The 26,748-nt window shown below is 45.6% G+C and carries 20 protein-coding genes; 9 read left to right on the top strand and 11 right to left on the bottom strand.

Features of this window, described 5'->3' with window-relative positions:
* Window positions 1-88 precede the first annotated feature (88 nt).
* The 3 genes from lpdA to PNK_RS03910 are packed head-to-tail and all read right to left on the bottom strand — an operon-like array spanning window position 89 to window position 5,425.
* Window positions 89-1,486: a dihydrolipoyl dehydrogenase gene (gene lpdA, locus PNK_RS03920; protein ID WP_059060428.1), complete on the bottom strand. Its 1,398-nt coding sequence runs from the start codon at window positions 1,484-1,486 to the stop codon at window positions 89-91.
* Window positions 1,487-1,511: 25 nt separating this feature from the next.
* A complete protein-coding gene (odhB, locus tag PNK_RS03915; protein ID WP_059060426.1) occupies window positions 1,512-2,702 on the bottom strand; it encodes a 2-oxoglutarate dehydrogenase complex dihydrolipoyllysine-residue succinyltransferase in 1,191 nt (396 codons plus the stop codon).
* Window positions 2,699-5,425 carry a 2-oxoglutarate dehydrogenase E1 component gene (locus PNK_RS03910; protein WP_059060424.1) on the bottom strand — a complete coding sequence of 909 codons (2,727 nt, stop codon included), beginning with the start codon at window positions 5,423-5,425 and terminating at the stop codon, window positions 2,699-2,701. The genes odhB and PNK_RS03910 overlap by 4 nt, the downstream gene beginning before the upstream one ends.
* A gap of 292 nt (window positions 5,426-5,717) precedes the next feature.
* Here PNK_RS03910 and PNK_RS03905 point away from each other — a divergent pair, with 292 nt between their 5' ends.
* The 4 genes from PNK_RS03905 (at window position 5,718) to PNK_RS03890 (ending at window position 10,637) form a co-directional block, all read left to right on the top strand.
* Entirely contained in the window at window positions 5,718-6,389 is a 672-nt protein-coding gene (locus PNK_RS03905) for a hypothetical protein (protein ID WP_032125304.1), read from the top strand.
* Entirely contained in the window at window positions 6,386-8,788 is a 2,403-nt protein-coding gene (locus PNK_RS03900) for a hypothetical protein (RefSeq protein WP_059060422.1), read from the top strand. The genes PNK_RS03905 and PNK_RS03900 overlap by 4 nt, the downstream gene beginning before the upstream one ends.
* Window positions 8,789-8,946: 158 nt before the next feature.
* The gene (locus tag PNK_RS03895; RefSeq protein ID WP_059060420.1) at window positions 8,947-10,008 is read left to right on the top strand and encodes an NAD(P)-dependent alcohol dehydrogenase; all 1,062 of its coding nucleotides are present in this window, start codon (window positions 8,947-8,949) and stop codon (window positions 10,006-10,008) included.
* 41 nt (window positions 10,009-10,049) lie between these two features.
* Entirely contained in the window at window positions 10,050-10,637 is a 588-nt protein-coding gene (locus PNK_RS03890) for a hypothetical protein (protein WP_059060418.1), read from the top strand.
* A 437-nt stretch (window positions 10,638-11,074) separates the two neighbouring features.
* Here the strand turns inward: PNK_RS03890 and PNK_RS03880 are convergent, their stop codons facing one another.
* The gene (locus PNK_RS03880) at window positions 11,075-11,812 is read right to left on the bottom strand and encodes a dienelactone hydrolase family protein (protein ID WP_059060416.1); all 738 of its coding nucleotides are present in this window, start codon (window positions 11,810-11,812) and stop codon (window positions 11,075-11,077) included.
* Between the two features lie 398 nt (window positions 11,813-12,210).
* On the opposite strand from PNK_RS03880, the gene PNK_RS03875 reads away from it, so the two are divergent.
* From PNK_RS03875 to hemW, 3 genes are all read left to right on the top strand, one after another.
* A complete protein-coding gene (locus PNK_RS03875; RefSeq protein WP_059060415.1) occupies window positions 12,211-14,289 on the top strand; it encodes a cytochrome c biogenesis protein in 2,079 nt (692 codons plus the stop codon).
* Window positions 14,290-14,606: 317 nt separating this feature from the next.
* On the top strand, window positions 14,607-15,068 hold the full coding sequence (locus tag PNK_RS03870; protein ID WP_032125985.1) for a hypothetical protein: 462 nt from the start codon (window positions 14,607-14,609) through the stop codon (window positions 15,066-15,068).
* Window positions 15,052-16,209 (top strand): radical SAM family heme chaperone HemW, encoded by a 1,158-nt coding sequence (gene hemW / locus PNK_RS03865; RefSeq protein WP_059060414.1) that lies wholly within the window; start codon window positions 15,052-15,054, stop codon window positions 16,207-16,209. The genes PNK_RS03870 and hemW overlap by 17 nt, the downstream gene beginning before the upstream one ends.
* Window positions 16,210-16,309: 100 nt before the next feature.
* On the opposite strand, the gene PNK_RS03860 is transcribed toward hemW, so the two are convergent.
* The 6 genes from PNK_RS03860 to PNK_RS03835 form a co-directional block, all read right to left on the bottom strand.
* Window positions 16,310-17,032: an SAM-dependent methyltransferase gene (locus tag PNK_RS03860; protein WP_059062348.1), complete on the bottom strand. Its 723-nt coding sequence runs from the start codon at window positions 17,030-17,032 to the stop codon at window positions 16,310-16,312.
* Complete coding sequence (gene holA / locus PNK_RS03855) at window positions 17,025-18,068, bottom strand: DNA polymerase III subunit delta (RefSeq protein WP_059060413.1); 1,044 nt, start codon at window positions 18,066-18,068, stop codon at window positions 17,025-17,027. The genes PNK_RS03860 and holA overlap by 8 nt, the downstream gene beginning before the upstream one ends.
* A 166-nt stretch (window positions 18,069-18,234) precedes the next feature.
* On the bottom strand, window positions 18,235-18,429 hold the full coding sequence (locus PNK_RS03850) for a hypothetical protein (RefSeq protein ID WP_032125297.1): 195 nt from the start codon (window positions 18,427-18,429) through the stop codon (window positions 18,235-18,237).
* Between the two features lie 849 nt (window positions 18,430-19,278).
* The gene (gene asd, locus PNK_RS03845) at window positions 19,279-20,352 is read right to left on the bottom strand and encodes an aspartate-semialdehyde dehydrogenase (RefSeq protein WP_079992795.1); all 1,074 of its coding nucleotides are present in this window, start codon (window positions 20,350-20,352) and stop codon (window positions 19,279-19,281) included.
* Between the two features lie 5 nt (window positions 20,353-20,357).
* The gene (locus PNK_RS03840) at window positions 20,358-21,863 is read right to left on the bottom strand and encodes a leucyl aminopeptidase (protein ID WP_059060412.1); all 1,506 of its coding nucleotides are present in this window, start codon (window positions 21,861-21,863) and stop codon (window positions 20,358-20,360) included.
* Between the two features lie 12 nt (window positions 21,864-21,875).
* The gene (locus PNK_RS03835; RefSeq protein ID WP_059060411.1) at window positions 21,876-22,376 is read right to left on the bottom strand and encodes a single-stranded DNA-binding protein; all 501 of its coding nucleotides are present in this window, start codon (window positions 22,374-22,376) and stop codon (window positions 21,876-21,878) included.
* Between the two features lie 302 nt (window positions 22,377-22,678).
* Here PNK_RS03835 and PNK_RS03830 point away from each other — a divergent pair, with 302 nt between their 5' ends.
* A complete protein-coding gene (locus tag PNK_RS03830; protein WP_059060410.1) occupies window positions 22,679-23,518 on the top strand; it encodes a hypothetical protein in 840 nt (279 codons plus the stop codon).
* A 128-nt stretch (window positions 23,519-23,646) separates the two neighbouring features.
* Here PNK_RS03830 and PNK_RS03825 read toward each other — a convergent pair whose 3' ends face one another.
* Window positions 23,647-24,159, bottom strand: coding sequence for a CesT family type III secretion system chaperone (locus PNK_RS03825; protein WP_032125294.1), 513 nt, complete (start codon window positions 24,157-24,159; stop codon window positions 23,647-23,649).
* Between the two features lie 504 nt (window positions 24,160-24,663).
* Here PNK_RS03825 and PNK_RS03820 point away from each other — a divergent pair.
* Window positions 24,664-26,727: a glycogen debranching protein gene (locus PNK_RS03820; protein ID WP_231909288.1), complete on the top strand. Its 2,064-nt coding sequence runs from the start codon at window positions 24,664-24,666 to the stop codon at window positions 26,725-26,727.
* Window positions 26,728-26,748: the final 21 nt, after the last annotated feature.

The raw sequence follows: 26,748 nt of genomic DNA, 5'->3' as shown, positions 1-26,748 counted from the left end.
AGCCGGATTGCCTTAAACCTTAACTGGGATATGTGGCAGCGTAGCAGTTACGAAGGCAAGGGTCCATCCCTTGCCGGATACGTAGAGTCTAAGAATTAATGGGGCGCCCAAGTGCTTGCAGAGCGGCTTCTTTAATGGCTTCGCTTAAAGTGGGATGCGCTTGCACAGCTTGTCCAATCTCTGCCAATGTAGCTCCAAGCTGCATCGCGAGCATTCCTTCTGCAATTAGCTCAGATGCATGCGTCCCAATAATATGCATCCCCATCAATCGGCCAGTCTCTCTATCTCCAATGACTTTCACAAATCCTTCAGTCTCGCCTGTGCAGCGTGCACGTGAATTTCCCCTAAAAAAAGAGGTCCCTACAAGCAATGAGCGCCCGGTCTCTTTCGCCTCTTGCTCTGTCAATCCCACTGACGCCACTTCTGGATCTGTGTAAATCACGTTTGGAATTGCCAAATAATTTACGTTTGACCGCTCTCCCTTCAACCATTCAATAACGACCACCCCTTCTTCAGTCGCTCTGTGGGCCAACATTACTCCATCAATCAAATCTCCAATGGCAAAAATATGGGGCTGCTGAGTGCGGAAGAATCCATCGACAGGCACAAATCCCCTTCGATCGACTGTAATGCCAATCTTGTCGAGTCCAAGCCCCTGACTATAGGGCCTGCGCCCGACAGCCACTAAGACGGAATCGCCGCTCACATTTTGCAGCTGCCCTTCCGACTCAACCGTCAAAATAACTTCTTCTGGCTGTACAACGGCATTCACAACCTTGGATGATAATTTGAATTGGATCCCTTGCTTCTTAAGAATTTGCAGAAGCTGCTTCGTAAGCGCTACCTCCATGGCAGGGCAAAGGCGGTCGAGCATCTCGATGATAGTCACGCTAGAACCTAGTCGATTGTAAACAGAAGCAAGCTCCACGCCAATGACGCCGCCGCCTATAACAAGAAGCCTTTTTGGAGCTTGCAAGAAGCTCAATGCTCCTGTCGATGACACGACATTTTTTTCATTAAAAGGCAGGCCCGGCAAGGCAATGGGCTCAGAACCTGTAGCAAGGATAATCGAATCGGCCTCAATTTCGCTCGCCTGCGAACCACTGCTCACCCTTAGACGATGAGGATCAATAAATGATGCCTCTCCTTGTAAAGAGACTACTCCATTTTTTTTAAAAAGCCCTGCAACGCCATCAACAAGTCCTTTAACAACCTCTCTTTTGCGCGCCATGAGTTTTGGAAAGTCCATTTTCACTTGCGAGCATTCGATCGCATTCAAGCTTCCTTCTCGCTGTAAAATAGAGAAAAGCCCTGTAGCATGCAGCAGCGTCTTAGAAGGAATGCACCCCACATTGAGGCATGTCCCTCCAAGGGTGTTTCTTTTATCAATGCAAATGGTCTTAAATCCGAGCTGAGCCGCGCGGATGGCTGCTGCATATCCGCCAGGACCTGCCCCAATAATTGCTACATCATAACGCTCAGCCATCTGATTGACTCCTCTTTCTTTCTGTTTATAAGTCTAACAATAAGCGTGAAGGATCTTCTAAAGCATTCTTAATATGAACTAAAAAGGCGACCGACTCCTTTCCATCTATCAGGCGGTGATCGTAACTTAGTGCCAGATACATCATGGGGCGAATCACGATTTGATCATTGACTACGACCGCTCTCTTTTCAATCTTATGCATTCCTAGGATTCCACATTGAGGCGGATTTAAAATAGGAGTCGACAAAAGCGATCCATAGACGCCGCCATTTGTGATGGTAAAGCCGCCTCCCTGCAGATCATCAGCCGCAACCTTTCCATCCCTCGATTTTTTGGCAAACTCGTCGATGGCAAGCTCAATCTGTGCAAAACTTAGCCGATCACAGCCTCGCACGACTGGAACAAGCGTTCCCCTATCGGTTCCAACAGCAATGCCTATGTCATAGTAGTGGCGCTGAACAATATCTTCGCCATCAAGATAAGAATTGACGTTAGGATAAGCTTGCAGTGCCGATACAGCAGCCTTCACAAAAAAAGACATGAAACCAAGCTTCGTGCCATACTTCTTGATAAAAAGCTCCTTGTGTTTTTCCCTTAAAGCGATCACCTCTGACAAATCAACCTCATTAAAGGTTGTGAGCATGGCCATCGTCTGCTGAGCCTCCACTAGCCTGCTCGCAATGACCCGCCGAATTTTTGACATGGGCTTCCTCGTTTCCTCTTTGCCGGCCGCAGATTTTGAAGCAGGGCTCGTGACTGGACCTGTTGCCGAGGGGATCTGCTTAGGAGCAGCACCTTGGAGAGCCTGCAGCTCGGATAGAAAAGATTCCTTCGTCCAACGCAAAGAAGGGTCATCAGTTTCACTTTTTGCAGAAGCTAGCTGAACAGGGACAATTGATGCTTGTTGCTTGGCAGAATCAGAAGAGGGAGCTTCCTGCCTTGCAACTGGAGAAGACTTCGCCACTTCGGCTTGCACAGCGCTGCTCTCTTCAACGAAGCCGATGACCTGCCCAATTTTGACAGTCTCTCCAAGCTTCACAGACAAGAAAACCTTGCCCGCTCGCGGAGCATAGAGCACCTGATTGACTTTATCCGTTTCCAATTCCAAAATTTCTGCATCGGCTTTGACGATGGATCCTTCTGGTGAAAGAATTTGACCAATCACAGCTTCAGCTATGGATTCCCCCATGGCAGGCACTTTAATTTCACTCTTCATGTCTGAAAGACCTGTTTTAAAATGTTAACATGTTCTTGTTCGTGAAGCTGATGCGATCCAGTAGCAGGTGTTGCACTACACTGACGCCCCACGTAAAGCAAAGACAATCCCTTCGCAAGCATTGGAATCAAATAAGGGGAGATAAAACTCCAAGCTCCCATATTTTGAGGCTCTTCTTGCACCCATAAATAGTCCTTTACCTTGCTATAACGAGCCAAAATCTCTTTCAAGCGCACCTTATTCAAAGGATAGAGCTGTTCGATGCGAATCAAAGCAATATCGCTACGCTTAGTTTTAGCCTTCTCAGCCAAGAGGTCATAATACAGACGTCCACTGCACAAAACGAGCCGCTTGATAGCAGTCCCATCCTGCACTGGATCGTCCAAAATATCTTGAAAAGTTAATTGAGCCAAATCAGCCAAGGAACTGACACAGGCTGGATGGCGGAGCAATCCTTTCGGCGTAAAGACAATCAAAGGCTTATGAAAAGAGCGATGCATTTGGCGCCGCAAAAGATGAAAAAGCTGGGCCGGCGTCGTGGGATTGACGACTTGCATATTGTCGTGACCAGCTAGAGATAAAAAGCGCTCAAGCCTTGCAGAAGAGTGCTCTGGACCCTGTCCTTCATACCCGTGAGGGAGAAGCATGACGAGACCAGACTTTTGTCCCCATTTTTGCTCACCACTCGCAATGTACTGATCGATAATGACCTGAGCCCCATTGGCAAAGTCACCAAACTGAGCTTCCCATATGGTGAGCCCCTTTAAACAGGCAACGCTATAGCCATATTCAAATCCCAAAACCGCCATCTCCGATAGAGGGGAATTGACAACTTCAAACTTTCCCTGCTTGGCTTTGAGATGCGCGAGCGGATAATAGTCCTTTTCTACTTGCTGATCGACCCATATCGCATGGCGATGGCTAAATGTGCCACGGCAGCTATCTTGACCAGAAATGCGCACCGGGACTTCTTCATCAAGCAGCGTCGCGTAGGCTAAATACTCGCCTAAGCCCCAATCAATTGGCTTATCTTCTTTGATGCGATTCAATCGATCTTTGACTAGATGCTCGATTTTTGGATGGAGGCTAAATCCTTCAGGAACGTGGCTAAAACGCTCGGCCAAAGAAAGCAAAAGCTCCCGATCAACTCCTGTCTTAACCGGCTGAAATAAGGCCTGATCACTTGGACGCTCCATCTGATCGCGAGCCGGAGAAGCGCCCTTTTTCTCCTGCAGCTTCCCATAGACCTCTTGCAAGCCTGCTTTAAATCCCTCTTCCATTTGCTCGACAACGTCCTTAGCGATCGCTTGATCCTCGAGGAGCCGGTTGCGGTAGAGCTCTCTAATCGATTTCTTGCTCTTGATTAAACGATACTCTAAAGGCTGCGTATAAGCGGGCTCATCCCCCTCATTGTGCCCATATTTGCGATATCCATTTAAGTCGATGAAGACATCGCAATGGAACCTTTGACGGATCTCCAATGCAAGCAGCGTTGCAAGAACACAGCTGTCTGGATCTTCAGCATTGACGTGAAAAACAGGCAGCCCAAAGGCTCTAGCAATATCTGTGCAGTATGGCGTCGAGCGGGAGTCGCGTGGAATGGTTGTAAAACCGATTTGATTGTTGATGACAAAATGAATTGTCCCTCCCGTCGTATACCCTCCAACCTTGGCCAGCTGCAAGGTTTCATAGACAACCCCCTGCCCCGAAACTGCGGCATCACCGTGTATTAAAATGGGAACGATTTTCTTTCGCGCAAGCTCGTCATTGGCAAGGAATTGCTTAGCTCTCGTCTTACCTTCCACAACAGCGTCGACCGATTCCAGATGGCTTGGATTAGGGCTCAAGATCAATTTGATAGCCTTGCCTAAAGGCGTTTTAAGATTATCACCTGTATATCCCTTATGATACTTGACATCCCCCATTCCTTCTAGCGAATCGGGAATATATCCTTCGTCAAATTCAGAAAAAATGGTGTGGTAAGACTTATTGAGAATATTAGCCAATACATTGAGACGTCCTCGATGAGCCATTCCCAAAATAAACTCTTGAATTCCTTGTTCCGCGCCAGCCTCGATTAAAAAAGCCAGCATGGGAATCAAAGTTTCAGCCCCTTCAAGAGAAAATCGCTTTTGCCCCACGTACTTTGTATGCAAAAAAGTCTCAAACAGCTCCGATCGATTCAAATAATCCAATATGCGCTGCTTTTGCTCGTTGGACAAAGTCTGCTGGAACAGCTTGGTCTCAATATAATCTTGAATCCACTGCTCCATTTCCTTGTGATCAACATGCTTATATTCAAATCCAATGCGGTTGCAATATAAGTTGCGCAGCCCATCAATTAAAAGAGCCAAAGATGTGTGTGCCTCTTTTAAAACCCCATGAGTCGCAACCATTTTGCTAAGATCTTCCTGTTTGAGTCCCCATTTGGCTAAATCGAATGGATCACTTTTTTTCTGCTCTCCATTCAAAGCGATGGGATTAATCTTCGTTGTCAAGTGGCCATAGCGGCGATAAGCATCGATGAGTTGCTCGACAGGCAAAGAGGGAGCCTGAGGCGCGATGCCATTGATGATGGGTGCTGCAGCTTCATGGTCGAGCGACTGAAAATAGTTTTTCCATGATGGATCTAGTCCATTGGGATCGACTTGATACTGTTCGTACAAATGCTCAAGAAGATCTAGATTGGCTAGTTCTCCCTCTAGGATTGGATTGTATTTCATGAGAGATGCCCCCGAATTGCTCTTTTCCAATACGAAAAGTCTTTAACCACCGTTTTTAGTTATCAATCAGACATCTTGCATCATTCATCATTTGGCATTTTTTGTCTTTCGCTTCAACTTCCTTGGCTCAGGCTACCCCTTTCGCTTACCTCAGAGAATTAAAAAAATTTGTAAAAAACAAATGATACAAGATGCTTATTTAGCCTAGAGATAAATATTTTTAAAGAGTAAAGTCTTCCTAATAACTCCAACTGTAGCTTTTTCTAACCTCATCAATCGAGCAATTTGAAGCATGCCCAATAGACTCAAAACAGCTCTCTTCGTCATGACTCGGACAGTTCTCCTCGCTTTTTTATTCGGCTGTTCCGATGGCTCTAAACAATCCACCGAACAAAGCTGGCAAAACATCAACGCGCGAGAAGAGGCCGCAAATGAACCCCGCTCCCCGCTCTACCGAGCCCTTGCTCCAATCTCATGGATTTGCCACACGCCAAGCCCCAGCGACTCTCTTTTAGACACGACTAAATCGGTGTGTGAATTTTTCATTCAAGACGGAACAGAAAAATTGCGCTTAACCATTCACACCTTTCCCGTCAATGAAGTGCAACCTCGCATTCCTCCTTTAGCCCAAATCACTCGTTGGAAAACTCAATTTGAAGAATTAGATCCCCTTACCATCCAAGTGATACCTCAGTCGCAAGGAGGGTTTGTTGGCCTCTTGCTAGAAGCCGAGGGGCTCTATCAAGGACAATTGCAAAAAATGCTCGGATGGAGTATGCAACTGGCTCCGGAATACGATAGACAGCTGCAAAATAAGAGCGATCTATTAAAAAACAGGCTGCGCCGCGCCGATTACACGATCAAAATTGTAGGACCGACTTTATTGATTAACAAGCATCGCAAAGCATTACTTCATTTTGCCAACAGTTTTGAACTAATAGACGAACTCCCCACTCCTTTATGAATTGGATTAAGCGTTGTTTCCATTTTTTAGGCGGTATTTACCTAGCCATTGTTCTTATTGGAGCATTCGCAGCCATCGTCGTGGCTGGAACAATCATAGAATCTTACACCGACTCCCATCTTTATGCCGCTGAATGGACCTATCAAAGTCCTTTTTTTCACATGCTGCTATGGCTTTTATTCATCAACATCCTCTTTGCCGCTCTGAGACGCTGGCCTTTTAAGCCGCGCCACATTCCCTTTCTCATCACGCACTTAGGATTGCTCATGGTGATTGGAGGGACAATCATCAAGCAACGCACAGGCATTCAAGGAAATTTAAATCTGTGGGAGGGAAGTGCAAACCAAACTCTCCTTCTCCCCAATACGCATGCCCTCCAAGTTGAAAAAATAGATTCCGTCTCGCTCGATCCTATTCGAGACATGTACACCATAGCCTTGGGCGGCAGGCAGATTTACCAGCAGCAGCGCTTTCCAAACCTCAAAATCAAAATTTTAGGGCAAACGTCGCATGTCAGCGAGGTGTGGGAAACTTGGATTAAAGGCGACCGCGCCTACCTCACTGGACTGCTTCCTTTCCCCGTGCAGTCGTGGAATAAAGAAGAGCCTTTTCCCAAAGGGGTCTTCACCCTCCTGGCCGGACAAAAAAAGAACTGGAATCTTTTGGCTCTTCGATCTCCTCACCTTCAAGAGAGCGTAACAGCTTTCTATTTGGATAATCTGACTCTCCGCCTCTCCCTGAAAAATGAACCGGATAACCATGTAGACATCGCCTTGCAAGAGGCTCTTGCAAACGGAGTGAATTGGCATGGAAAAGAAATGCGAACCGAACTCGATCTTGCCTATTCGCCAATCGACGGCTTCAACCAACCATTGCTAGCCCTCAAATGGGAAACGGCAAATGGAGAAGCAAAACACCTTTGGGTGAATCTTTTAGGAAGCCGCTCCTTGTATGTCAATGAAGAATCTAGCAAAGGCCTTCCTCCTCCCTTTGAGATCGATCTCATTCGCCCCGCTCCAGCCCTTTTGTTAGTCGAAGACGAACAAAAAGATACCTTTCTTTTTGCCTTTGATGAATATGGGCGTGTCCACGGAGAAGCCTTCCGGCAAGGCCACCTTCAATCCTTACTGGCTTACGAACACGGCTATGCCGGCTATGCTGTTCAAGCTCAGCTCCCCATCCCAAGCTTTCCAAACGGACGCCTAAATAAAGAATCAGCCGATGCCTATTTTTTATCCCAACAGCTGCGTCAAGCCTTGCAAACAAAAGCGCGTCTCGCTCCGCCCCTTGAGCTTTTTGCCCAAGCCTGCCAACAAGCCCAGACTGACTTTGTCGACCATTTCATCGAATTTTTGCAACAATGGGACAATAGCCGCTCTCCTCTCATCTCTTCTTTAGAAGGCTGTAGCAACTCTTTAAAAACCACTTTGACCCTGCTAAATTGGCAAAAAGTTCCCGCTTTAGACCAAAAAGCGTCCCACTGGACCTACCTGCTTTTCGAACAGCTTCAAGCGCCCATTCAAACAGACGAAGACCTCATGAATTATTTAAAGGAGCGTCAATGGCCCTTTCTCAAAGGACTGGAAGACTCTAATGATCAGAATCAATCCAAAGATCTCTTGACGCGTTTAGCCCAGCAGCTCTTTGCAATCGCCCATCACTTGCCAGATCATCAGAAACAGGCCCCCTTCTCAACGCTGCAAAAAGCGCAGCATCTTTCGGCCTACCTAAAAGCCTTCGGCATCGACTATCAAAGCTTGCTTACAAGGCCGGAAGAAGGCGAGGAGACCTTTGACCGGTTGCAAACATACTGGCAAATGACAGCCCAAAATGAATCCGAGGCAAGTCAAACATCCATTACTTTAGAAACGCCTCTAACAGTCTACCATAAAACAGAAACACCTTTGCAAAAGCGAGAAGACAATCGTCCAGGCTTATTTGTGGAAGTCCAAGAAGGCACTCGCAAACAGCTGCTTTCTTTAGCCTATGATTCGGCCGCCATGGGGCTCAAGTGGCCCATTCTAAATGGGCACTATCTCATCCGCTTTCAACCAAGCCAGATTGAGCTCCCCTATAGGCTGCGCCTGAGGCAAGCGCGCCAGATCAATTATCCGCACACACAGCAACCCTATAGCTATGAGGGAGACTTGCTCATCAGTGATGCGGCTGGTAAGGAAACTGCCACAACACTTAGTATGAATCGCGTCTTCGAAACATGGGACGGCTTTCGCTTTTATTTGGCTGGCATGCATTCCACCTCTCCCCAAAATGCCAAGCGGGTACAGATCATCGTCAACCAAGATCCCGCCAAGTATTTTCTTACTTATCCCGGAGCCCTCATCGTGACTCTTGGAACAACGCTTCTTTTTTGGCTTCGCCCTTATCGAAAAAGAGAGTAGGCAGTTGGAGATACCCTTCATTATTTGATTTAATCATTGATCAAGCTTTCACTCTTATTACAGCCGGAAGAGAAGCGCTCTTAATTAAAAAAAGATTGACTACCACCTTTCGATTATTTAGAAGTACCTATATGGAGTCTAAAGAAGGAGAACATCTTATGGTAAAAGTACACGGCTATGCAGCACAGCAAGCAACAACCCCACTTGCACCCTTCGATTTTGATCGGCGGGATCTGCGTCCGAACGACGTTCAAATTGACATTCTTTATTGCGGTGTATGCCACTCCGATTTACATACGGCTCGCAATGAATGGAAAAGCACCATCTATCCTTTTGTACCGGGGCATGAGATTGTTGGAAAGGTTCTAGAAGTTGGTGAAGAAGTCAAAGATTTAAAAAAAGGCGATGTAGTCGCCGTTGGCTGCATGGTTGATTCATGCAGAACGTGTAAAAACTGCAAAGATGGTTTAGAACAATACTGCGATACTGAAACCATTTTCACCTATAACAGCCGCGATAGACATGATAAAAGCGTGACCTACGGAGGATATTCCACTCAAATTATCGTCGATCGTGCCTTTGTTCTGCATGTTCCCAAAGAATTCAAAGAAACAGATTATCCCGGCGTTGCCCCGCTTCTTTGTGCAGGCATCACAACCTATTCTCCCTTAAAGCATTGGAAGGTCGGCGAAGGAAGCCTGGTTGGCGTTGTAGGATTAGGAGGACTTGGACACATGGCTATCAAACTTGCTCATGCCATGGGTGCCCATGTCGTGCTCTTTACAACCTCTGCCAGCAAGGTTCAAGATGCAAAGAGGCTTGGCGCCGATGAAGTTGTTCTTTCAAAAAATGAAGAGGAAATGAAAAAGCATGTAGGCAGTTTTGATTTCATTCTCGATACAGTCGCCGCTTCCCACAACTTAGATCCCTTTATTCAGCTACTCAAACGCGACGGCACATTATGCCTCGTTGGAGCCCCAGAATTCCCCCATCCATCTCCAACCATCAATCAGCTGATTTTTAAACGGCGCCAAATAGCCGGTTCGCTGATTGGCGGAATTAAGGAAACGCAAGAGATGTTAGATTTTTGCGCCAAGCACCACATCACGGCAGACATTGAACTCATTCCAATTGGCAAAATCAATGAAGCCTACGACCGCATGCTCAAAAGCGATGTTAAGTACCGCTTCGTGATTGATAGTGCGACTTTGAAAAAGTAATCTCGCTGCAAAGCTTTCATCATCTAATTGAAGGAGGTCTTATGTTCCGCTATCTTGCCGATATGGGATACACAGCTTTTTCATCCCTTTATTGTTTTACGAGACAACTGCAGAATGATATCTATCGCCAAGAAGCGCTCGAAGCAGCTTCTAGAGCCAAAGAAATCAAGGATCCCTACACTTCCGAGAAACACGTTGGAACAGTGAATCGGCTCTCTTGTTTAACGTTTAGACGAATCAATCGCGAGTCGGAAAAAGACGAGTATACTTCACGCCTCAATCTGTTGAACAAGATTAGGCAGCAGAAGAAAGAAAAACTCCCCATCGCCCATTTGATTTTTAACGAACTATCGACTCCTAGCCAAGATCCTTGGGCTACGACCACTCCAGTTTTTGCCGGATACACGAGCCTACCAGACCCCCATGCCCGCCTCTTAATCACTAAAGGGCAATACGTACGCTGCCCAAGCGAGACAGAAAACAGAGGCGAGCTGATCATTACCAACACAACTGATTCCACGTTTTGCAAAGAGTTGCAGACCCTTTTAGACGATGCGGAGGCAATTGATTTACTTTTGAAGTTGCGCAACGGCCTTTTGGAGCATCAGAAGAAAAAAAACAACGAATAAAACCTTTGAATTTCGGTGAATTATTTTTACCAGTCTGCAATCAGTCGCCTAAAGACTTCTAACATGCATTCACTTTACTTTATAGACGCTAACAAAAAGAGCCATAGACTTTAGATAGAAAAAATCAGAAATCCGATCGATTTTCACCGGTCCCCGTGCTTGAATGCAGATGTTGTGAAAGGCCTTTAGGCCGACTGATTTTAAAGCCCAGGGTGAGCGCCTAGCAAACTGTGGATAAATGGGATAGAAAGCAATAAGAGCTCGGATAGCGATGATTGCCAATTACTTAAGAAAGTCATCTTTACCCTATTCAGCTTTAGGTTTTAAGGCCAGCTTGATGGGCCTCTGAATCAATCAAAAATAACCATTTCTCTAACAGCTCCTTAGCTGCCTTGGTTGGTTGCCATCAGCAATGCCCTAATGCCAAAAACACCTAGTTAGGAGGCAAAAATTTCGGCAAAAAAGGCCTTCATTGCTTTCCAAGAACGGCTATTAGCCTTAGGCTCAAAATACATGCCATTCTCTTTGTCGTGTTGATTTAAGTTGGTAAAGGCATGAGCGGCAAGTCCATAGATATTGAACTGCCAATCGACTCCAGCAGCTGTCATTTCCTCTTGTAAATGAGTCACATCTTGCTGGGAAACAAGCGGATCGTGATATCCATGCAACACAAGCAACGATCCTTGAATCGGGGCAATGGGCACAGTTACAGCTTGGAGATCTTGGAGCCTGCTCCCTAATACGCCGTGAAAGCTGACTACTCCCTTGACTGGGGCACCGCTTCGCAACAATTCAATGACCGAAAGCCCGCCAAAGCAAAAGCCTATGGCTCCGATCTTGGTAGGATTCACAAGCACATCCCGTTGCAACACATTCAAAGCCCCAATGAGCCGCTTTTGAAGCAGGGTGCGCTGTATAAAAAGAGGCTCCATCAGCTGAGCCGCTTCCTCTGGGTTGCTAGCCACCCTTCCTTTACCGTATAGATCAACCGCAAGCGCCACATACCCCAATTCTGCAAGATCTCGAGCCTTTTGACAGGCAAAATCATCTCTACCCATCCACGTATGTACGACTAAAACGGCCGGTTTTGGCTGTGTTGACTCATTCTCAGGATAGGCTAAAAACCCTTTAAATTCCTCTTCATCTATTTGATAAGAAACGTCTTCGTACCGCATAAAAAAACCATGAATTCATTGAACATATTAATTACCTTATAAATAAAGCAAAGGCCTTAATCCCCATGCCTATCAACCTCGTTATGGGATAGTTGAATCATTAAAATAAAGATAATTTGTCGCACTTGAACGAAAAAAACGCACATGCGAGGTTCACGATTATAGGCAACGCTTTCTTTGTAGCAGAATTAATCCCAATTTTGCTAAGAGGGTTGTTCATAAAATAGGAATGGGCTTTTTTCGGAACTTAATTATTGCAAGATTTTTGCACAGATTGTCATTACTTTGAGGAGAATATGGTCGAAAAATTTAGTGCCAAAGTCCAAAATGGCAATAACAACCACCTACCATTCCGAAAACAGCCTGATGATCCGTTTATACCGAAGTGACTCGAGCATATGAAAACAAAATCAGTATTTTGGGCTTTGATCTGCTTAACCGCCATCTGCGTTAACATTGTAAATGGCAGTGAGCAAGACTTTCCAGTCCTCTACAAAGGACGCTTCCGCCCAGCGGATGCTTATGCCCGTTTGTGGCTCTACGAGCCCTATCACTCTCAAGTTATTCGAAATGAAGATTTAACCTTATTTAAAACCCAGTCTTCATCGGCTCTTGAATGGCTGTGGCAACTCGATCTCGCAGGTCATATACCTTATGACTCTGCTCCTCTTTTTTGGATCACCTCTGCCGATCTCAAGCAACTGGCACACCTTGATCCCTTAAAAAACAGGTTCAGCTACCTTGAACTGACCCATTCCTTATACCACGATCCAGCAACAAGCCAAGCCATCCTCAACCGCTTGATAGCCTACCACTATTGGAATGCCCTATCAGAAGCTTCTAACCGTGGTCAATCTGAAAAGCTTGAGTTGAATCAACTGCTTCCGGGCCTTTGGGTACAGCAAAGCAATGAGCGATTACTGGTCACAGCTGCCCCTTCACAGTCGCCTTGGCCATTCCTAAAGACAGGGTATACTATCGATCACGCCTCTCAACAGGAGACAAGCAAAAACCGCAAACTGGCTGACGCCTTGTCCCACCTTATTCAGGATTTAAGGCAGTTTTCACAGATCGAAGGAGCCAATGGTAAAGGCGAAGCCTTTAAAATCCAAGTCAGCCAACTTCAAATGCTTGCCCTTTCGCCTAAGCAAATCGAAGCTTCGCTCGAAAAAGAGTATCCTCTACTCAACCGTCTAAAAAACGCAGGAATGCTTTTTAAGGCGCTTCCTAGCCGCTATAACGGAAATGATTGGTTTTCGCTCCATGCCCTTAAACTTCAGGTCTATGATAGGCAATCCAACTCATTAAAGCCGATAGGCAATTTCACCCTCTATTCTAATGAAGAATTCGAGGCAATTCGGCAAGCCTACCTGGCTTTTGAAAAGGAGCTATCCAACCCTAACACAGCCTATAAGAAAAATCACTCCTATCAAGAGCTCGTTTCAGCCTTAAAAAAAGGATATGAACAATTAGCCGGGACCCCTTTTCAAGAAGCTGCAGGTAAGGCTCTTTACTATCCAACCTTCAATCAGCTAAAGGCAGAGTCCTGGTATTATCACTATTCCTGGATCAAGCTATTGATCGCTCTTTACGCCCTTAGCTGCCTCTTGCTAATCTGTTTGTCTAAGCTTCCACCCTCCTCATGGTTCAAAAAAGGAGTGATCGGCTTGCTTCTCGCAACTTTTGCCCTGCATACCGTCATTCTGCTATGGCGTTGCTACATTCTCAATCGCCCTCCAGTCTCAAACATGTTTGAAACCGTGATCTATGTCCCATGGGTAGCAGTTCTCTCAGCCCTTACCTTAACAGTGTTGCGCCGCAATCCTTTTGTCCTGCCAGCTGCATCCCTGGCTTCTATGCTTTTGCTCATCTTGCTCGAGTTAACCGACCTCAACCATAGCTTAGATCAAGTCCAAGCCGTTTTAGATTCACAATTTTGGCTCCTCATTCATGTCTTGATGGTCGTTGGAAGCTATGGGGTCTTCATCTTAGGATCGATTTTAGGCCATTTTTACCTGGGTTCCTATCTCTATCATCGCGCCCAAACAAAACAGGCGGCTCTCTTAGCGCAGCTCATTCTGCAGACCCTTTACGTCGGCACGGCTCTTTTAATCACAGGAACCATCTTAGGAGGAATCTGGGCGGCAGAAAGCTGGGGCCGTTTTTGGGATTGGGATCCCAAAGAATCATGGGCCTTTATTTCGAGCTGCCTCTATCTCATCTGGATTCACGCCTATCGTTTTCATCGCATTGGCAACTTTGGCTTAGCATTTGGAGCCGTCAGCGGCTTTTTGGCCATCAGCTTCACTTGGTACGGAGTCAATTACATCTTGGGCACAGGTTTGCATAGCTATGGTTTTGGATCTGGCGGAGAGGGCTATTACTACGCCTATCTTTTAGCAGAGGCGCTCTTCTTGGCAGCCGCCCTTTGGGTGTATCGAAGCGGTCGCGCTTCAAGCCAGAGGCTCTCCACATGAGGAGTGCCAAGTCTGGTCCAGCCTCATAAGCATTTGTATATTAAATAATTACCCTTCCTGATACAATAGAGATGAGTAAAAGAACAAAGAATCCATTTTTTCCATTTCCCCAGAGCCTGCCTCAGAACTGCATTTCAATGTTCCCAGACATTTATCTCTAAGAGCATCGGATAAAATCTTTCTTTTAATTCGCTCATTATTTATCTAAATGGTTGAAAAAAACTCGCCAAACCCCCTAGTATCGCTGATCCAAGCCTGAACCCCAAAAAATGGATCACATGGGGCTAGATTTAACTTATGGAAGTGTCATGAAACATATAAAAAGTGAAAGACTCAAAAAGCTAGAAACCGAGCTCAATGACCTTGAACAATGGTTAAAACTCGGGTTGGTTCCCAAAAAAGACGTGGATAAGCATAAAGAAGAGATCCACGCCGTCAAAGCGAAAATTGAGGAAGAAAAGGAAAGACTTCAATTTCTCAAAGAAAGCGGCGAGGCAGAAGAATACATTGCGCCTAAACGCGTCCCAGGCCGTGCTGGCTATAACGATATGCCCACCATTCCCGATATCGACATTGGAGAAACCATGGGTGGCAGCGATACCGGCTTTGACATGGAAACCGATGCCATCGAAGTCGACAATTCGTTAGAAGAGCGCGACGATGAAGAGGAAGAAGCCGAAAACGAAGAGGAAGAAGAAGAAGATGACGAATCCTACTTCAGCGACCGCAATCGTTGGCGCCGTGGAGGAATCGTAGATCCTGATGCTAACGATTGGTAACCCCTCTTCTAAGGAAGCCAGTCTTTACTTTCACATCCCTTTTTGCACGCGCAAATGTGAGTATTGCCACTTTTATGTGCTTCCCGACCAAGAGCCTCTAAAGAATCAATTGCTTGAAGGCTTTAAATTAGAATGGGAGCGTATGCTCCCATTCTTGCAAGACAAGTCGATTGCAACCATCTATTTTGGGGGCGGAACGCCCTCGCTCTTTGGCCCCGATCGAATCCGCTCGATCTTGGAAATGATTCATCACTCTCTCCCCTTCGATTTTTCGCAAACTGAAATCACCCTAGAAGTCAATCCAGAAAATGCACAGCCGGCTTTGATGCAGGCCTATGCGCAAGCCGGGATCAACCGGGCAAGCCTAGGCATTCAAACTCTCGATCCAGATCTATTAACCCTTCTGGGCCGGCTCCACAGCCCCTCACTTGCCATAAAAGCGGTCCAAGACACCTATCAAGCCGGTATAAGCAATATCTCCGTCGATTTAATGTACGACCTGCCCAAACAAAGCCTGCACCACTGGGAAATGACTCTCGAATACATTCGCTCTCTTCCCCTCTCTCATCTTTCCCTTTACAACCTTACCATTGAACCTCACACCATCTTCTTCAAGAAGCAGGCCGAGCTGACCCCCTTACTGCCGAATGAAGAAGCCAGCCTTGCCATGTATAATAGCGCCATCGAGCGCTTGACAAATTTTGGCTTGGAGCAATATGAGATTTCGGCCTTTGCCAAACCTGGATTCTATTCCAGGCACAATACAGGCTACTGGACTGCACGCCCTTTCTTGGGATTCGGCCCCTCGGCCTTTAGTTACTGGCAAGGGAAGCGTTTTCGCAACATTGCCCATTTAGGCAAATACTACCGCGCCCTAAAGTCGGGCCATTCACCCATCGATTTCGAAGAGCAGCTCGATGCCGAGGCACACTTAAAAGAATTATTTGTGATTCAAATCCGCCTCTGCCAAGGGATTTTGCAATCTGAATTTGAAAGACGCCACGGAGCCTTAAGTCAAGAGACATTGCAAACGTTAGAATATCTCCTGCAAGAAGGCTTTTTCAGCCATAGCAAAGGGTGTTGGAAATTGACCAAGAAAGGGATCTTATTTTACGACACGGTAGCCACAGAACTCATTTAGAGGCAAGTTTTCGCAAAAGCCTCAAGGGTATAAAGCCCACCGTGACACGCAATAAGCAAGAAACGGTGGGAATAAAAACAACGAACGTCCAAATGAATGATTAATCGCCTAGGTGGACGAGGAAAATGGCTGGCTTCTTCTCCAAATTGGGTAAGGTGCTTTTTTTCCAGCTTTCGACCGTTTGCGTAATGACGCCTTGCGTCGGCATGGTCAAATCCCAGGCCACACATAGCCATGCATGATTGGGTAGTACTTTTAAAGCAGCCTCGAGCGTGTGAGCATTGCGGTAAGGAGCTTCCATAAAAATTTGCGTCGCTTGCTCTTCTTTACCCATCTGTACAAGATGTTTAAGCTGAGCCTGCCGCTTTTCTGGTTCGCGATCTAAATAACCATGGAAAAAGAACTTCTGGCCAGGCAATCCAGATAGCATCAAGGACATCAAAATGGAAGATGGGCCCACAAAGCTTTGCACAACTAGGCTTTTTTGACGCGCACGTCGCACCAATTTAGAGCCTGGATCTGCGATGCATGGAAGCCCTGCATCGGAGACCAATCCCCAGCGCTCGCCGTTGATGATCGGCTCCAGCAAGAAATCGATGTGATCATCGGGTGTATGCTCATTGAATAGAGCAATCGGGATTTCGGCTGCTGGCTTCTTGGTCTCAAACTGAGTTAAATAACGGCGCCCAGCTGCCTCGCTTTCTGCGATTAAACCATCGATTGACCGCATGGCTTTAACAACACTCGAGGGTAGGAAAACTTCTACATGGCGATGCTCGCCTAATAGATTGGGCAATAATAATAAAGCAGGTTTATCACTCATAAAATTCATCTGTCCGGGTTAAGTGAATCATTAATAATTCCATCAATAATTTTTCATCGACTTGCGAATTTTTAGCTCGCATCTCGGTCGCATCGATAGCTAAAAGTCCTTGTCTAAAAGATTCTAGTCCATACCGCTGCGCTTGTTGCATTGTACGATCTAGAAGATTCCCCTTAAGATAGGGAAATTCTAAAGCCACCTCTTGAGACGTCTTGCCTTGCGCAAGCAATAGGCAAACGTGAAACTGTGTCTGAAATTGCGAGCGGATTTGTCGCAAAAGAGGTAAAAGAGGTTGTCCGTCCATTTGCATAGAATATGCCATATGGATGGATGCTGCCGCATCTCGGCGAAAAATAGCTTCGCCCAGCTGCCAAACCGTATCGGAAGGCTGATAATTGCAAATTTTGACAATATCTTGAATGGTAATTTCTGGGCGCTCGCCAATGTAGCAGAGCAATTTTTCCAATTCTTGATCTAATAGCAAAGAATCCAGTCCCGTTTGCTTGACAAGGGCCTGGCACACTTGATAGGAAATGACTTTGCGCTTCGCAGCTAATTGCTTTGTCGCCCAGTCAACAAGCCGCTTTTCTTTTTCCCATGGCTTAGGCTCTGCCATTTCTAAAATTACCCCTTCCTTTTCAACAGCCTTGTAAAAGTTCGTCTGCTTCATCCAGCTCGGAGCCGTTAAAATTAAATATTGGGAAGAGGAGATGCGGGCAAAATATTTCTCAAGCGCCTCGATGAGATTCTTCTTTAGCTTATCAGCGTGTTGAATCCAAAAAATGCGTTGATCTGCAAAAAAAGTATTTGAATACAGATCGCTCAACAAGACATCTAAGGTTAGTTGATTGCCATCCATTATTTTAAGGGCAAATTCTCGTGCTTGCAGGGAAGGCTGCAAAGCCTTAAGCGTACATTCGACCGCTTCGCGCTGCTCTACCGGATCCTTACCTAAAATAAGATAGAGGCGGCTGAAATGATTCGGAGCCGCCCCTTCCAGATGTTTCTCAAAAGCGCGGCTGTTATCGTATTTCACAGTTAATCGGGAGATCCTTACTCCATAAACAAGGGCTCATCTTAAGGCCATCGCCTCACTAGACAAACTCTTTTAAAGGTTTAGTACCCATCGCAAGAAAGAAGGCCTCTCTGCGCAGGAATAATTCCATAGTTGGGCACTAGCATAAACCAAGCGTGGAAATGTTTCAACCTTTGGCCTTTTGCTGTTTTTCACGACGCTTCTTCAGCTGAGTTCTTTTCCAGCCTTCAGCCGTTTGAATGCGAGGACGAATAGGAGCAACCGGATTGAGAGGATTGACAAGCGGTTGACCACTCTCTTCTATAAATGCTCCTTCTTCCTTTCCTTCCTCTTCATGCTTATCAATCTTTTTAGGTCCCATAGTTACCTCCTTTTCAATCCGTTACATCCTTGAAATTGCAACTTTCATGCCAAACACTCATTTTAAAAACCCTTAAACCCCTAAAACCTTATCACTAAAAAGACAAGCGCGGCTGCAAGAGCCGCGCTTGCGGGAATGTGCATCCGTGCATTAGCTTTCCAATTTTCCTTTCTTAACTTTTTTTGCGCCTTTCTTCGCTTTGCCTTTTGCACTTTCGCGCTCTATTTTTCGTTTAGCCATCTGACACCTCCTTTTTGTGTTGATGGGTACGTTTTAGTTAATATGCAAGCGGCGTGCCAATATGCAGAATGGCAAATGTTTCAGTCTAATGATGGGGAATGTTTGCTCCAGTCCCGAGAAGTAATAAAGGCCTTTGATTTATTAGAGGTCGCAAGACCGGGCCTTAAAGCGGACAGTGGCTGGTAAAGGCAAAAAAATGGATGGAGCTTGAGAGAGAATAGCGGTAAAGCCAACTTTCCAAATCGTTATAATTAAGTAACCTACAATTCCGTTCTATTTAGATCTCCTAAAGCCATTCAAGAAGTGTTTCCAATCTATTCATTCCTGCCAAGCCACTTGTTACACGCTTCGTAGAACTGGATAATTCAACGGCATAGCATCGAGGTCATAAGAGAGTAATCTTTTTTAGAGGGTAATGGACGCTGTGAGAGGCCGGCAGGTCGACTGATTTTAAAGCCCATAGTGACGAGCCTAGCGAGGAATTATGGGTAACGAGATAAAAAATAATAAGAGCTCGGAGAGCGACTGATCAAGCTTGATATAACACGACAAAGGAAAACTAAATCTCTATTCAAGAACTGCCAAAAATTGGCTGGCTGGTGAGAGCTTTTAAGTTGCCCAGTAGATCCATCCTTTTTTGAGGAGCAGCTCGGCATTGAGTAGGGCAGAGCCTGCAGCACCGCGCATAGTGTTATGCGAAAGAACGACAAATTTATAGTCCAATAAAGGACAAGGGCGCAAACGACCGATACTGACCGCCATTTCCTTGTCGAGAGAGCGATGCAGCCTAGTTTGGGGATAAGAAGGATGATCGAAATAGTGAATGGGTTGAAAAGGAGCCGAAGGGAGCTGCAATTGCTGGGGCTCTCCATTAAACTGGCACCATGCCTGAATGAGTGCTTCCTGAGAAGCCTTTTGCTTCAATTTTACCGAAACACACGCCATATGCCCATCCGTGACAGCCACCCGGTTGCACTGGGCGCTGATTTTGAAGTCAGCCGGAATAATCGCCTGCTCTTGGAAGCGTCCCAGGATTTTTAGAGGCTCCGTTTCAAGCTTGTCCTCTTCGCCGTCTATATAGGGTATGACATTGTCAAAGATATCCAAACTCGCGATCCCAGGGTAACCCGCACCAGAAATGGCTTGCATAGTCACGACTTGAACAGCCTCAAGGCCGAATTGATCCATTAGCGGTTTTAAGGCAAGCACCAGCCCAATGACTGAACAGTTAGGATTGGTCACAATCTTTCCCTTCCCATGACTCTGAGCATTGGCCAGGTTGAGGTGATCAGCATTGACTTCACCAATGACTAGAGGCACAGCTGGGTCCATGCGATGATTGCGGCTATTCGAGACAACTAGGTAGCCTGCCTGTGCAAATTCCGTTTCAATAGAACCTGCAACAGACGAGTCGAGGCCCGAAAAGACCAGCTGGCAATCGAGCGCGGGAGAACAAGGCAACACCTCCATCTCTGCAATGGAGGCTGGCAGCGGCGTTTGCAAAAGCCAATTGACCGCGTCCTTGTAGCGCTTGCCAACCGATCGCTCAGAAGCGCAAAGAGCTGTGATTTCAAACCAGGGGTGCTTATCGAGAAGTTGAACAAACTTTTGACCCACACATCCCGTCGCACCTAAAATGGCTACGCGAATCTTATTACGAAAAAAGAAATCACCGCTCATCATAGCATTTAAGACCTTTTAGAAACCGGTAAGCGCTTTAAAAATTCTACGAGCAAACGAACACCAACCCCTGACGCATATTTAGGCATATACTTCTTAGGTTCAGTCACATAGGCCGTTCCAGCAATATCCAAATGTGCCCAAGGAATGGTATCTTCAACAAAAAATTTCAAAAAGGTTGCCGCAACACAGGAGCTCGCTGAGCGCCCATTCCAGCTCTTAAAATCGGCAATGTCAGACTTCAACCGTTCTTTATATTCATCATAAAGCGGCATGCGCCATAAACGTTCAAAAGTCTGCTCACCAGCTTCCATCAAGGCATTAGCCAGCCCATCATCTGTACTCATGATCCCTGAAGCTTCTGAACCAAGTGAAATCTCGATTGCCCCTGTTAAAGTCGCCAAATCGATGATGCGAGTCGGTTTAAGCTTTTGACACGCATAGGCCAATGCATCTGCTAAAACCAAACGCCCTTCAGCATCGGAATTCATCATTTCTACCGTCTTACCCAAATAGCTGCGATATACATCGCCAGGCTTAAAGCTGTTGGCATCAACGCTATTTTCAGTCGCAGGAATCACGGCCGTTAGATTGACTTTGAGGCCTAAATTGCAGACTGCCAGCAAGGTGCCAAAACAAGCCGCTGCCCCAGACATATCGCACTTCATTGTTTCCATGCCGCCCGTTGGCTTAATATTCAATCCACCCGTATCATAGGTAATTCCTTTGCCAATGATGACCGTATGATCAGAAGATTTGGGGTTTCCCTTGTACTCCATGATGATGAAGGCAGGTTCGAGCGCTGAGCCGCGATTGACTGCCAGAAGAAGTCCCATCTCCTCTTTTTCGATCCGCTTTTTATCAAAAACGGTCGTCTTGATCTGCTTATGCTCTTTTGCAAGTCCATGAGCGCATTGCGCCAAATACTGAGGAGTTACTTCGTCAGCATTGCCATTGATCAAATCGCGTGCATAATCCACGCCATCGCAAATGGCTGCCACCTCTTCGGCATGCTCTAAAGCATTTTTATCATCGCTGATAAACGTTACTTTCTGCAGCAGAATAGCCTCGTCTGCATCTTCAGGATTAGGGCTCTTCAGGCGATCATACACGTAATTGGGAAGCAAAAGCCCTTCTGCAACACCTGCCATTCTTTCTTGGTCCGTCAAACGATCGCTCAAAGGAACAGCGACATTCAACGTTTTGAATTTTTTCGCTAAACAAGCCTTCGACAGGGCCCCATAGCTCTTTCTAAGGGATTCGAGGGTCATTTTGTCTTTTGGCCCTAACCCCAGCAAAGCTATGCGGCTCTCAGCCTGTCCTTCAGCGTACAAGAATAAGACTTCCCCTTCTTTCCCTTGAAAATCGCCCATTTTTAAAACGGCGGTTAATAGAGGAATTTGAAGCTTGTAAGTCGTTGCCTCTTCAGGACGGGAAGCTCCTTTCCAAAAAGGCAGAACTAAGAGGTCGGCTTTTTTTCTTTTTTCAAACTGCGTTAAATGTACGAGTTCCATGTTCTATACTCCTTAAAAGGGAAGGGCGTCATCATCAATTGTCGTATGCTGACCCTGTCCTGCATTCGTGTAAGACCCATAATTTTGCTGTTGCGGCTTATTGTAAGAATTCTGCTGCGAATATTGGTTATTATCATAGCTACCTTGCTCTTGAGAGCTATAGCCCCCTTGCTGTCCAGACTGCTCGGCTGCACGATCAGGATTGCCAAAAGGACTGAACTCTATCATATCGGCAGTCATTTCTAAGCTAATTTGCGTGCGCCCTTCTTTATCTGTGTAGCTAGATGGCGGATTCATTTTACCAACCACGATCGCTGCACTTCCCTTCTTTAAATAGGACATGATTTTATCGAAACGATCACCCCAAACAGTGACGCGTATCCAAATCGTAATGTCTTCTTTACCCTTGCGTTGAGTCGTGGCAATATTAAAGGATGTCACTTTTTGCCCGCTTGGGGTAAAGCGCGTTTCTGGATCTTTGCCTAAACGACCGGCAATATTTACAATAAACATGTCTGCAGCCCTCTTTTATGGATTCAATCAATCTTCCCACTAACCGATTTCATGGGTTTGTGAGCTCTTTTATGACTCTCGTTACCAGCCATCAACAATCTTAAACTAAAGAAGTGCAACATGCGCAAAATAACAAGAACCATAAAAGAGCCCAGAATTACAACAGAGTAACACAAAAGGGTTTATTTCGAGTATTCAAAAAGAAATTAAACCCTTGCAACAAAAAGATCATTAGACATCATTGTGTAGAAAGCGTACAAGTAAAAGCCAGCCTTCCACTTTAAAATACATGCATCAGACTTATGACCCCATTAACTCACGCCGATATTATTCGCTTACGCCTAGAATTGAAAAAAGCAGAGCAGCTCTACCAATCCCATGCCCACCTGGCAAGCCAGCGTGAAGAATGCGAAAAAATGATCGGACGCCTCCAAGAAGAAGTTGAAATCGATCCTTATCATCTCCCAGAGCAAGACTCATTACCAGAACCCCACAAACAGCCTCTTCGGCAACAACAGTTGCAGGAGTTAAAACGGAAAAAACAAGAAATCGATCTCCTGTTAGATGAATCGGAAGACTTGTCTGAAGAAGAGTTGCGCCTCAAGCAACAAGCCTTGCTTACATGCATTTGGACCGTCTACCCTTCCTATCAGCAAGAGTGGGAAAACCGGTGGAAAGACTATCAAATCTCTCTGACTCTTGAAGAGCAGTTTCTCGACTTAAAACAATTTACCAAGGATCTGAGCAACCACCTCCACTACGCCATTCAACATCGTCAAACAATCAAGGGAATTGGAATATTGAATTATATTCTTGGAACGAGCCCCAATCTGGTCATTGAAAAACAGCTATTAACTTGTCATCAAGCCATTCAACGCTTTTTACCACGCCTTCAAACGCTCAGCCAACAAACGGCTGGAATGCACCATCAAATTGTACTAAAAGACTTTTTGCCTTTTCTAGAGCAGTTAAAAAAACAGTGTCAAACCCCTTGGAGCTTTAAACACCTAGATACCGTCTTTACAGATGCACATAAACAACTCGTCCATTTTCATCAAATAATCGAACAAGACTTATCCCAGCTACAACGCCGCTCAAACGAGCTTAAACAACAACTTAACGATTGGCTCCAACAAATCTGATAAGAACAAAAAAAATACCTGAAAAATACGTTTCTGATGTTAACAGAAACCAATCTTTCAGGTATTTTGTACCTCTAATAGGCTTCAGAACTAAACGAGTTAACTCTGATCTAGTAGCAAGGGCGAGATTAAATTTTGATAAACCCTTGGCCTTGTTTGCCGCCTTGAAGTCCGCCTGGCATTGGCGAAGAAGAAGTAGCTTTTGTGCTCGATCCCTCATCTCTGCCTTCAGAAACTTCGCTGCAAATCTTACGCCATTTTTCGACAGTTTCTACGTACAGAGGAGCAAAAGCGCGCAATGCCGATGAAACAGCATGTTCCATGTCCAGTGTGCAATGCATCAAGATGAGCTCTTCTTTCACAGCCACGCCTACGCCGCCGCCTGCCATCTGACCGCCTAACATAGATCCTTCGAGCAAACGTTCGTACAGTCTTAACTTCGTCTTTTCGTCGCGTGGAAGCCCATCGAGAAGAGGAGAATATAAATACAGACGCTTTGAATTTGGTTCATACGTCAAGTGCAGGGAAAACTCATCGTCAATCCCTAAAATACACGTATTATTTTCGTCAAATTCTAACCCCTCTAGACCCAGCTCTTTTCCAAACTCTTTAAGATTCTCTTTTGCATTCTCAAATGACATAATAACCTCCTGAAGGTTAGATAACGCCTGCAATCGTGGCTGATTATCTAAAAATTTTTAGCTTATTCTTTTCTCTTTCTTTGGTCTCAAGATCTTAAATACATAAAATCAAATCCAACTTAAGAGCGCAGTGAATCAGGCTTAAGATGCTATACCCTACTTTAAAAGTAAATAAAATTTCCTCTCAATCATCAGCGAGCTTTTTAAAAAAACAACCGCTAATTATAGGCTATAACGTCTTGTGATTCCTTTAGAATGAAATGATTTATTGTTTTTATATTAATAAAATATATTTAATTTCCCACTCTTTTATAATTATACAGATAAGCAAAAATTTGAGGCAAATTAATTCTAATCTTTTAACCCAGCACCTCGCTCTCTGCCAATAGATCGTGACGAAGGCGAGGAAAACAGATTGGTAAATAATTTTGTTAAAAAGTTGGATAAAAACAGTTAATGCGCTATGACAGAAGGAAACTTTAAGAATTTACAGGTGAGCGACGCATGAAAAAACAAGCCATTTTGCCCGTCAAATCTGAAATCGACTTGGAAGTGACTGCTGGCATTCCCTATCCATTCGGCACGAGTGACTATCAAGGAGGGGTCAATTTTGCCGTTTACGCCAAAGAAGCTGAAAAACTTTCTCTCTGCTTATTTTTAGAAAATAATACCTTGACACCTTTTAAAGAAATTGAGCTTGATCCAGCCCTTCATAAAACGGGCGATGTGTGGCATGTCCTAATCCGCAACTTACCTCCTTTTACAGTCTATGCTTATCGTGTCACTCCAATTGGGTCTGCAGACGCCCACCTATTGCTCGATCCTTACGCCAAAGCTGTTGTCAGCCATACCAGTTGGGGAGGCAGGCCAGGCGTGAAAGAGATCTACCGTCCGCTTGGAAAAATGACTCTTACCTCTTCTCCATTCGATTGGGAAGGAGTTAAGCATCCCCGCCTGCCTTTCAAAGATCTCATCCTTTACGAGATGCATGTGCGCGGATTTACTCGTGATGAATCGAGCGCAGTCCAGCATCCTGGCACGTTCTTGGGAATCATTGAAAAGATTCCTTACTTAAAAGAGCTTGGAGTCAACGCACTCGAATTGATGCCTGTCTATGAGTTCAATGAAACCGAAGTGATGCAGCAAAACCCCAAAACAAAACAAAAGCTCGTCAACTACTTCGGCTATTCTACGGTCAATTTTTTTTCTCCCATGAATCGCTACGCAAGCGAAATGAATCAAGACAAGGCAATTCTTGAATTTAAAACAATGGTCAAGGAATTGCATCGCAATGGCATTGAGGTCATTCTAGATGTCGTCTACAATCACACCTTCGAGGGTAATGAAATGGGCCCAACCCTCACATTCCGGGGATTTGATCGCTCAGCCTACTACATGATGGAAGGCGACAATTATCTTAATTTTTCAGGGTGCGGCAATACGATTAATAGTAACCACCCCACTGTGATAGAATTCATCATAGCCTCTCTACGCTATTGGGTAACAGAGATGCATGTCGACGGTTTCCGCTTCGACCTCGCCTCTATCATGAGCCGTGCAGAAAATGGAGCCCCTTTGAACAACGCCCCTCTCATCGAAGCGATTTCCCGAGACCCCATTTTGTCTGAAACGAAACTCATCGCCGAAGCCTGGGATGCGGGTGGGCTCTACCAAGTTGGAGGATTCTACCATACCAGCCGCTGGGCCGAGTGGAATGGACGCTACCGCGACGTTGTGCGGCGCTTCATTAAAGGAACGTCTGATCATAAAACAGCCTTTGCAACAGCCTTAAGTGGATCACAAGACATGTATGGATGGCGGGGCACCCCTTGCTGTAGCATCAATTTTATCACGGCTCATGACGGCTTCAGCCTGGCCGATCTGGTAACCTATAATGAAAAGCATAATCTAGAGAATGGAGAAGAGAATCGGGATGGCTTTGATCACAACGACAGCTGGAACTGCGGGATCGAAGGGCATTCGAGCAATAAAAAAATTGTCTATTTGCGCGAAAGGCAAATTAGAAATTTTTTCCTCGCGCTCATGGTATCGCAAGGCATTCCCATGATCTTAATGGGCGATGAGTATGCGCACACAAGGAATGGCAACAACAATACGTGGTGTCAAGATAATGAACTTAACTGGTTTTTATGGAACAACCTAGAAAATCGGCCCGGATTTTCCCGCTTTTTCCGCTCCTTGATTGCCTTCAGAAAAGGATATAGCCTGCTTGGGAGAGACACCTTCTTGGATGATTCCAGCGTCTCTTGGCATGGAACGACTCCCCTGCATCCGGAATGGGAAAATGACAATCGCTTTGTCGCCTTTTCCCTAAACATTCCCGATCAAGGACCCGATCTTTACGTCGCCTTCAACGCCTCGCATACACCTTTAATGGTTACTATTCCTCAGCCAGCAGAAGGTAAGCATTGGGTCTGCGTGGTTAACACGCATAATCCTCCACCAGAAGATTACTACGAGGAAGGCTATCGCAAACGAGTCATCTCAACAAGCATTCGCATCCCCTCGTATACATCCATCATGTTACAGGCAGTAGCAGAGCCTTAAGTAGGACGTCTTTTTTTGAGC

This window comes from Candidatus Protochlamydia naegleriophila (assembly GCF_001499655.1).
GTDB lineage: Bacteria > Chlamydiota > Chlamydiia > Chlamydiales > Parachlamydiaceae > Protochlamydia > Protochlamydia naegleriophila.
This window is presented reverse-complemented; position numbering and strand designations above follow the sequence as displayed.